Genomic DNA, 8,218 nt, shown 5'->3' with positions numbered 1-8,218 from the left:
TATCCGTGTAGATTCATCGCTCCGAGTCCGATCGAACGCATCTGACGGTTAGCCTTAGCGACTGCCGGCGCGTTCTTGATATTCGTTGATTCCGATACGACCGTCAGCGCATCGACTGCGAGCTTAACCGTTTGCTCGATCGACTTATTCGCCATGACGTTCGCAATGTTGAGCGAGCCGAGGTTGCACGAAATGTCGAGGCCGATTGCGTCCGGTTCGCCGTAGTCGGTGTACTCGGATACCTGCGATACCTGAAGAATTTCGCTACAGAGATTCGAGAATTTAACTTTCGAAATGTGATTCAGCGCATGAGCTGCGTTGACGTTGTCTTCGAACATGATGTACGGATAGCCCGACTCGGACCGCAGAATCGCAAGCTTTTCGAGTAGCTGTCGCGGATTGATTTTATCTTTGCGGACGTTCGGATTCTCGACGAGCTTGTCGTACATTTCTCCGATATCCATTTCGTCAAGATGCTCGCCGTATTCCTTATAGACCGTATGCGGATAGAAGACGTATGCGTCCCGGTCATCGCGAGCCAATTCGATGAATTTATCCGGAATGACAACCCCGATAGATAACGTCTTGACCCGGACGTCTTCGTCCGCGCTGATCTTTTTCGTATCAAGGAACGCATCAATGTCGGCATGAAATACGTTGAGATACGCTGCGCCGGCTCCCTGTCTTTGCAGACCATTCGGACGTGTTCGCTACGCACGCCCCGCCTTTCGGCTGCTCCGTGTTGCCACGAAGATTAGACTATATCTTCGCCCGCGTGGGGCGCCTCCTGTTTCGACTGCCAATCGCTTGCAGCCTACGGCTTTCGCCTAGTCGTTGCACGTTCAAGACGTTTTATCGAGATGTTTCCATCTATGCCGCCAACAGATTTTCTCGACTATCGATTTACTCGCGTATGAGTGAGCTTTTCGTATTTCCGAAACGCTCTTACCGCTTTGATATTCTTGCAATATAGATCGCGCTTGTTGTTCGGTGATTTTGGATGACGGATGATTTTCACCGACGCAAAGCAACCCGTGTTTTGAGGCGTGCTGAGCATTCTCTTTTGGTGTCACCCACTCCAGATTATCGATGCTAGGGTTTGACTTATCCCCGTCAATATGATTTACTTGCGGTAGATTGTTCGGGTTGGGTATAAAGTTAAGAGCTACTAAACGGTGAACCCGTCTGCCAACAGCTTTACCGTCTCTGTAGAGAGTTACTTTGACGTATCCTTCTCGATCTTTCTTTGTTTTGACCAAAGTCATACGTCTTAAATTAACAACTCGACTATGGTTGGTGATCCCGTAATCAGGAAAACCTTCTATAGGAACCAACTCTTCTCCATCTTCCAGAACGAAGGGTATTTTCGTCTTCCGTAGCCCCATCTTCATTACCCGATGATTTATTGCTTCTCTCGAAACCCCCAACACCTCACCGATTTCTCTAGCACTCATTTTGTAGTAATTATCGCGAATAAAATCCTCATCGATATCCAATTTGTTATGCGGTCGCCTTGCTTCGCTCATGATTGTCCTCCTTTAGTAGTTTTTGGCCCTACCGCTTTGAGGAGTTCCCATGAATTAAAGAGGTTTTCGATCGCCATTGCTGACGAAAGGGGCCAATTCAACCCATCTGATCCGCATACCGGAACGCATTATCGAGCAGCTTCATGACGCCGACAACGCCCTTCGTCGAATTCTCAACGCCCTTGATCGATTCGCCTTTCGCCCTGATTTTCGATAGGTTAAGCGAGACGCCTCCGCCGAGTTTCGAAAGCTGCATCGCCATGTCTACCGCGCGACTGATATCGTTAAGCGAATCGTTAACTTCGAGAAGGAAACACGATACTAATTCGCCGCGTCGCTTCCGCCCGGCATTCAAGAACGTCGGTGTGGCCGGTTGATATTCCTGCCGGATCATCATTTCCGCAAACTCGATCGCCTTGGCTGCGTCTCCTTTCGCGAAGAACAGCGCACAGATGGCGATGCGGTCTTCGTAACGTTCGAGGATCTTCTTCTTATCGTTCGTCTTGAGCGCATAGTCGTTGTAAAACTTGAACGCACTCATGAACGAAGGGAATCGGAATTTTTTCGCATAAGCCTCCTTGTAGACCGCTTTGATTTCGTCGAACGTATAAGGTTCGAAGACCTCGCGTTCGTAATAATCGTTCTCGATCAGATAGTCGAGCTTTTCGCGCAGATCGTGGAAAAATACCGTATTCTGATTCACGTAATCTATGAAATAACTGCGGACGGCTTCGGCATCCTTTTCGAATTGAAAGCCGCCGTTTTTCCGTATCATAATTTCGTTATTAAGTTCGATATACTTCGCGTGCTTATTCGTCAATAGTGCTCACCCTTTCCGTAAATATCCGTACATCCTCCGTCGTCCCCGCCAGCTCGAACTTGTGGACGATCGGCACTCCGTACTCTTCCGCAATCAAGTCCGCAGCCTTTGCGAAGTTGCCGCCCCAATTCTTGTTCCCCGACGCAGCCACGCCCGTCATTAGATCGCCGTTGTCCGCGAGGAAGTCCCAAACGGTGCCAGCGACCTGACCGAAGCCGTAAGTCCCCGTTACCAAGACGAACGGCTCCGTCAGCATCAAGTCCGACTTGATTTCGACCGCAGGCAGGCCGGTCTTGGATACGAATCGGCGGACGTTTCCGGCCAGCGAGTAATAGGCGATTAGCATTACAATAACGCTCCTTTATACGATAGGAGAACGATGATCTGTGCGAGGTGGATCGATTGATCCAGTAGCAGTCCGCCTCTTAATGCGTCTAGCTTCTTATAGAAACCGACAGGCTTCGCTTTTAAATAATCCGCGATCGCATGTACGATGAAAAGCGTTGCAATGTCAACGTAAGTTATTTGAATCCCCGACAAATACGCTGCGATCGATATTGTTCCGGCCCAAATTCCGGCGTGAGAAAGAAGCACGATAACGTTCTTACCTTTCATATTCGCCAAGAAATCTCCCTGAAACGGATAGTCCGCAAGTAAGTGCGCAAAGATTAGGAATAGCAACGTCATTCGATCGACTCCTTCCGTTTTAATTCCGCCTCTATTTCGTCTTTTCTCGCCAGAATCCGGTCACGCTCGTTTTTCAATTCGCTCAGCTTCGTGTCGTGCCGGCTGATTGCGTAATCAACATCGATAAGTTGTTCGTCAAGCCATCGCAAGGACTGACGTAACTGTGCGGCTGAGGCGCCGTAGCATTCGTAGGTCATCGAGTTTCCTCCTCTGCGTCCTTTTGAACGCGTTTATGTTCGCGGTATGCCTTTTGTAGCCGGACAGCGCTGCCACAGATAACTACCGCCACCATGAAGACTGCTATGATACTTATAACGACCCAAACAATCACACCAATAACCGGAATCGCGAGTAGAAAATTAGTGACAAAATATCCGATACATCCTCCCGCGACACTCAGACCGATTAGCGCAACGATCGTTAGTGCTTCGATAAGTCGCTGTTTAAACATCGGATCACTTCCCTCCGATTGTGTCGAGAATTTCTTTGATCGCGTAGTATTCCGGATTGATTAGCGCTTTGATACCTTCTGAGATCGCATAAATACCGAATCCTCCCGGAGTAACCACTAAAAAACCGACAGCAAGCACCACGAAAAACCATTCGCAATCCCAACTACAATAGCGCTTCTCATACGATTTTACAGTCACCTTCGTAATTATGACTCCCGCAATAACTGCGATCATTAGAAAAACGAACCCGATAATCGAATCAGTCACACCGGTTGCGAATGCCTGCTTTACGAGAACTCCGTATACATGATCGGCCGCAACTCCGAGCTTTGCCGCCAGCTTATCGATATACTCCATCGCTTTATCCATTCGAATCACCCCTTCGGTTTATCTATTACGCCAACATGAATCAGCCACGCAAGTCCGATCGCAGCCGCATCGCTTTCATCGAAGTTTGCAAACTCGCCGGTATATCCGGTCATGCGCCGAACCGACGCCTCAACTTCGTCCTTTTCTGCGTTGCCTGATCCGGCAACCAACGACTTAACACGAGTTGCTGATATTCCGAGTTGCGGTTGCTTTGCGGTCGGAGTCTTCCAATACTTATCGAACGATAACCCGAATCGCGACGTTGCTCGTTCGCATGCGTTCCACGCCGACAGAACCGGATAGTTCGATGTAGACGTTTTGCCCGCGAAGTCCTCCCGCACCACATAGTCGAATCCATCGCGCGGGCAATTTTTATCGAGAAACATCATCGCCCAGCCCTCGATAACTTCCGCTCGGTGCGCGTGTGACCGGCTAGGGTTCGGCTTGACGTGCGATAGCGCTTTGATCGTTGGCTTTCGATTACGTACCTCGATGATTGCGACGCCGGGGCAGGTCATCGACGTGTCGAATGCGAGGACCCGGATAGGCTTGGAGCTACTCATCTGCCCGCACTCTTTCGATAAATTCGAGCGCCTCAACGTACTGCCGTTTCGTAGAGTCATAGACGTTCGATCTCAATACTCGCGACACTTTCGCACGAATCTCCGCCAGTTCTTCGTCCGTCAGCGACTTCGCAATAGCCGTCTTGTATCCGTTAAACGTCCAGCCGTCCAGATCCAACGGTAAAGGCGTTCCCTCCTCGACAGATTTGCGAATCTCTACGAATCTATCGAATAGCTGCTCGACGTCTTCTTCCGTAATTTCGATGCCGAACGCCCGCATATCCGGTGACTTTTCGAACTCTCCTTCCGGATAAACCCACGACTTTTTAGCCGCGTTCACGTAGAGGATGACGTATATGTCGACGCCATACATCGGACCGTAGGCGACGCATTGCTTGACGTGCTTTTCTTCCGGCTGCCGCATCGAATGGAGGGACGTCTTTGCAGCGGTAGTCTGCTTCGACTTAATCTCGAGGCCGACGCGCAGCACTTCGCCGTCTTCCGTTACATAGCGCATGATGCCGTCACAAGTTCCGTACAGATTGAACGAGTAGCCGCGATGTGTGACCGGATGATTCCTTTTCGCGAAATCCTCGAACATCGGCGTGCCGTCTTCGTTCTTTTCGAAGCTGAACGGACATGTCCGCCCGGTCTTCTTCTCGAAATGTTTCTCCATGAAGAGAATGTCACGCTGGATTACGTCGCCGATCGCTGTACCGATACGAGTCCATCGTCCTTGATACGGAGGCTTCTTCGTTTCGTCCCTCGGAGATCCGATCGCCTTGTGGTAAAGCTCGCGTGGGCAAGCGTTAGCAGATGACGGTGAGAAATACGGTTTCTTCGGAAATACTTTCGGAGCGTTGGCGTACCATTTATGAATCTGCGCGTCCAGGGCGTTATCCCACGTCTCCGGCAGCGAGTGCCATTCGTTCAGATATTCGACCAATTCGTCCGCAATCTGCTGCGCGTATGTGGTCGGTTCTTTTATATGTGCCCGCAGTGAATTTGCGGCCGATCTTCCGTTTGTGTTCGTCAATTAATCACGTCCTTTCATTGCGCGATCAATAATTCCGCCTAATTTAAAGAACATTTCGTGGTCTTCCGGGAAAGCGCGCAGCAATCGCATTAGGTCTGTATTATCTAACGCCACCAGATGAACCGTTCTAACGACTGCGTTTTTAGGTTTGAATTTTAACGGACGATCTACGGAATCTTGGACGATGTTTAGGAATCCGTTATATTCTTTAGAGACACGCGGAAGATATCGCTTGAATACTTCGATCGTTGCCTCTACGTCGTTTAGCGCCCGGTGGTGGCCGTTCAATTCGATATTGTTGCGCTTAACTACGTCCTTCAAGCTCGCTGATAACTCCGGCTCAACAAAGCGAACCATTGCGCGAGTGCAGTGAAAAAGTTCCGGTTCGATACCCCCTCGACTAATAAACGAAAGATCGAACGGAGCATTTTGCGCTACTACGACAGAGTCACCGATAAACTCTCGTAAGCTACTAAGCGCGTCGGTTTCGCTTGGAGCACCTTCGAGATCCTCCACAGTAATGCCGGTTAATTTCGTAATAAATTCCGGTAGCTCCCGGCCTTCCTCAAGCGCAACCATTGTGTGGAAGCGATCAATTTCGTCGCACCAATCATCAATTTTAATCGCGCCAATTTCGATAATCTGATCGTTTTGATAATCGAGTCCTGTCGTTTCCAAGTCGAGTACAACGTATGTCTTTCCCATTAAACCGCCTCCTTATTTTTGAACCATTCTTCCACGGGAACTCCTTCGCCCCATCTTCGCATTACTTCGATATCTGTTCCGTTAGGTACAACGTCTCCCCAACGATATGAATTAAGCATGATATCGCGAATGTCTTGCGCTTCCTCCCACGTAAAATCCTCCGGGACTTCGAATATCAATTCATCATGCACCGTTGACCACAACGCCCAGCCCGGCTTGTTAGCGCAATATTCATGAGCCTTAATCATCGTGACCTTCGTTTGTATAGACGACGATCCTTGTACCCGGGCATTGGTCGCCTGTCTCAAGGCGCGATTGATTCGCGAGTTATGTTTCCTTGCGTCCGCATATTTCGGATCATTCCATTTTCCGTACGGAATGTTCTTGCGTGGTAATTTTGCGTCTGGCAGCCGGCGTTTTCGCGCTCTTAGGTCAGCCCAAACGTAGCCGTTCTTTCGCACAAATTCCTCGTTTTCTTTCAGCCAAGCCGATAACTTCGGCATACTTCCGAATAAATCGTTCTTAAACTCGGTAGCTTCTTTCTTTGATGTACCAAGCATATTCGCGAGAGAGTAATCACTCATACCATAAAGAGTCGCCAGCCAAGCGACCTTCATATCCTTTCGCTCTTTCGTATCCGATCCGTCCGGATTCTTGTAAACTTCCACATATGGACGCTTATAAAAGTTTGATGCCATTGTTGCGTACGGATCAAGATTTTTCAAAAACGCATCAATCAGTACAGGCTCCTCTGACAAGTACGCAACGCAGCGGATTTCTTGCGCTTTAAAGTCGGCCCCTACTAGCAACTTTCCAGGAGGAGGACCGAACATCGGGCGTGCTTCTTGCGGCTGATTCTGCACGTTGAACCCTTGTTCCGTTGTATCTTCTTCGCCCTTGCCTGAACTAAAACGACCCGTAACGGTTCCCATCGGATTGAATCTTGAATGCCACCGTTTAGTTGTCGGATTCTGCTTTGTAGGCAGCGTATCAATGTATGTCCCACTTAGCTTAACGATATTCTTATACTCAAGGAGTTTCGCGACTATCTCGTAGTTGTCTTTTAACGGCTTTAATGTTTTCTTTGCGTCCATGTTCGGAAGATCTTTGCCGATCGCCTTCGAAAGTGCAGGGCGCATCTGCTGGGTCGAGTTTAAATTTAACGGACCGTCGCCTTCATGGAATGGCGTTAACTCCGAAATTAATTCCTTTCGCAACTCTTCCGCACGCTTATGCAGCTTTTCTCCGTATTCCTTTGCGAAATCCAAGTCGAGGATATATCCGTTAGCCTCTAAGTCGACAATTACATATAGCAACGGAATTTCAACGGTTTGGTAATACTCCAAAATCGTAGGCATTTTCTCCATGTGATGACGTTGAAATTCGTACAGCTTCCACGTTAATTCCGTATCCTTCGCTGCGTAAACTAGCGCGATATCTAACGGAACTTCTCTAAATTGCGCATTCCTACCGAACAAAGCGTCGAAGGTATCCGCCGGCGTTTTTAAATATTTGGGCGCCAAGTCTTTTAATTTAAACGAGCCGGCACCGCCCAACGTTCGATCACCTTCGTTTTCATTTAGCATGTGCATCGCAGTCATCGTATCCCAAGCCACGCCTTTTAGATCGAATCCGTGTCGGCGAACCATCGCAATATCGAATATCGCGTTGTGTAGGACTTTTCCGATCGACTCATCGTTAAATACAGGCGCCAGACCTTCGAGTACATATTCGCGACTTAGTTGCTCGCAATCGACGTGATCAACCGGGATATAAACGTGCCAGTCAGCGTTGGGAAGCGTGATCGACAGCCCGACGATAACATCCGTATAAACATCAACGCCTGTCGTTTCGGTATCAACTGCGATTATTTCTTCGTTACTTAGAGCATCTACTAGCGCTTGGAATCGGGCTTCAGTCGTAATTAATTCGTAGTTATCCGGCGTATTCTCGACCATCTGCCGCAAGGTTTCTTCGCGCTGTGACTCTTGTAGCGTCTTCCATAGCCGCATCGCCTCCGCCTTGCTGAACGCTTTCGGATTTCCGGCCTTGTTTACGCA

At 49.0% G+C, this 8,218-nt stretch carries 9 protein-coding genes and 2 pseudogenes; all 11 read right to left on the bottom strand.

Translation table 11 applies throughout. From position 1 onward, the window contains the following. Positions 1-689, bottom strand: a pseudogene (locus AB447_RS11590) (ribonucleotide-diphosphate reductase subunit alpha); the annotation flags it as partial. A gap of 153 nt (positions 690-842) precedes the next feature. Then, positions 843-1,526 (bottom strand): HNH endonuclease, encoded by a 684-nt coding sequence (locus AB447_RS11585; protein ID WP_082634648.1) that lies wholly within the window; start codon positions 1,524-1,526, stop codon positions 843-845. A gap of 100 nt (positions 1,527-1,626) precedes the next feature. Next, a pseudogene (locus AB447_RS11580) lies at positions 1,627-2,346 on the bottom strand (ribonucleotide reductase N-terminal alpha domain-containing protein); the annotation flags it as partial. Continuing rightward, on the bottom strand, positions 2,336-2,692 hold the full coding sequence (gene nrdI, locus AB447_RS11575; protein WP_057957577.1) for a class Ib ribonucleoside-diphosphate reductase assembly flavoprotein NrdI: 357 nt from the start codon (positions 2,690-2,692) through the stop codon (positions 2,336-2,338). The gene nrdI and the pseudogene AB447_RS11580, both read right to left, overlap by 11 nt. Continuing rightward, positions 2,692-3,033 carry a DUF3307 domain-containing protein gene (locus AB447_RS11570; protein ID WP_046132583.1) on the bottom strand — a complete coding sequence of 114 codons (342 nt, stop codon included), beginning with the start codon at positions 3,031-3,033 and terminating at the stop codon, positions 2,692-2,694. Before AB447_RS11570 ends, nrdI begins: the two co-directional genes overlap by 1 nt. Continuing rightward, a complete protein-coding gene (locus AB447_RS11565) occupies positions 3,030-3,230 on the bottom strand; it encodes a hypothetical protein (protein WP_046132584.1) in 201 nt (66 codons plus the stop codon). Before AB447_RS11565 ends, AB447_RS11570 begins: the two co-directional genes overlap by 4 nt. Before the next feature lie 258 nt (positions 3,231-3,488). Next, positions 3,489-3,854, bottom strand: coding sequence for a hypothetical protein (locus AB447_RS11555; protein WP_046132586.1), 366 nt, complete (start codon positions 3,852-3,854; stop codon positions 3,489-3,491). A 5-nt stretch (positions 3,855-3,859) separates the two neighbouring features. Beyond that, on the bottom strand, positions 3,860-4,195 hold the full coding sequence (locus tag AB447_RS26835) for a RuvC family protein (protein ID WP_241494773.1): 336 nt from the start codon (positions 4,193-4,195) through the stop codon (positions 3,860-3,862). A gap of 214 nt (positions 4,196-4,409) precedes the next feature. Further along, positions 4,410-5,453, bottom strand: a complete 1,044-nt coding sequence (locus AB447_RS11545) for a hypothetical protein (protein ID WP_057957576.1) — start codon at positions 5,451-5,453, stop codon at positions 4,410-4,412. Further along, positions 5,454-6,158: a 3'-5' exonuclease gene (locus tag AB447_RS11540; RefSeq protein WP_048353606.1), complete on the bottom strand. Its 705-nt coding sequence runs from the start codon at positions 6,156-6,158 to the stop codon at positions 5,454-5,456. It abuts the gene before it with no gap. After that, the coding region (locus tag AB447_RS11535; RefSeq protein ID WP_057957575.1) for a DNA polymerase at positions 6,158-8,218 on the bottom strand (2,061 nt) is incomplete at its 5' end. The genes AB447_RS11535 and AB447_RS11540, both read right to left, overlap by 1 nt.

The sequence above is a fragment of the Bacillus glycinifermentans genome (assembly GCF_001042475.2).
Taxonomy (GTDB): domain Bacteria; phylum Bacillota; class Bacilli; order Bacillales; family Bacillaceae; genus Bacillus; species Bacillus glycinifermentans.
Note: the sequence above shows the minus strand (reverse complement) of the source record. Positions and strands in the feature narration are given on the sequence as shown.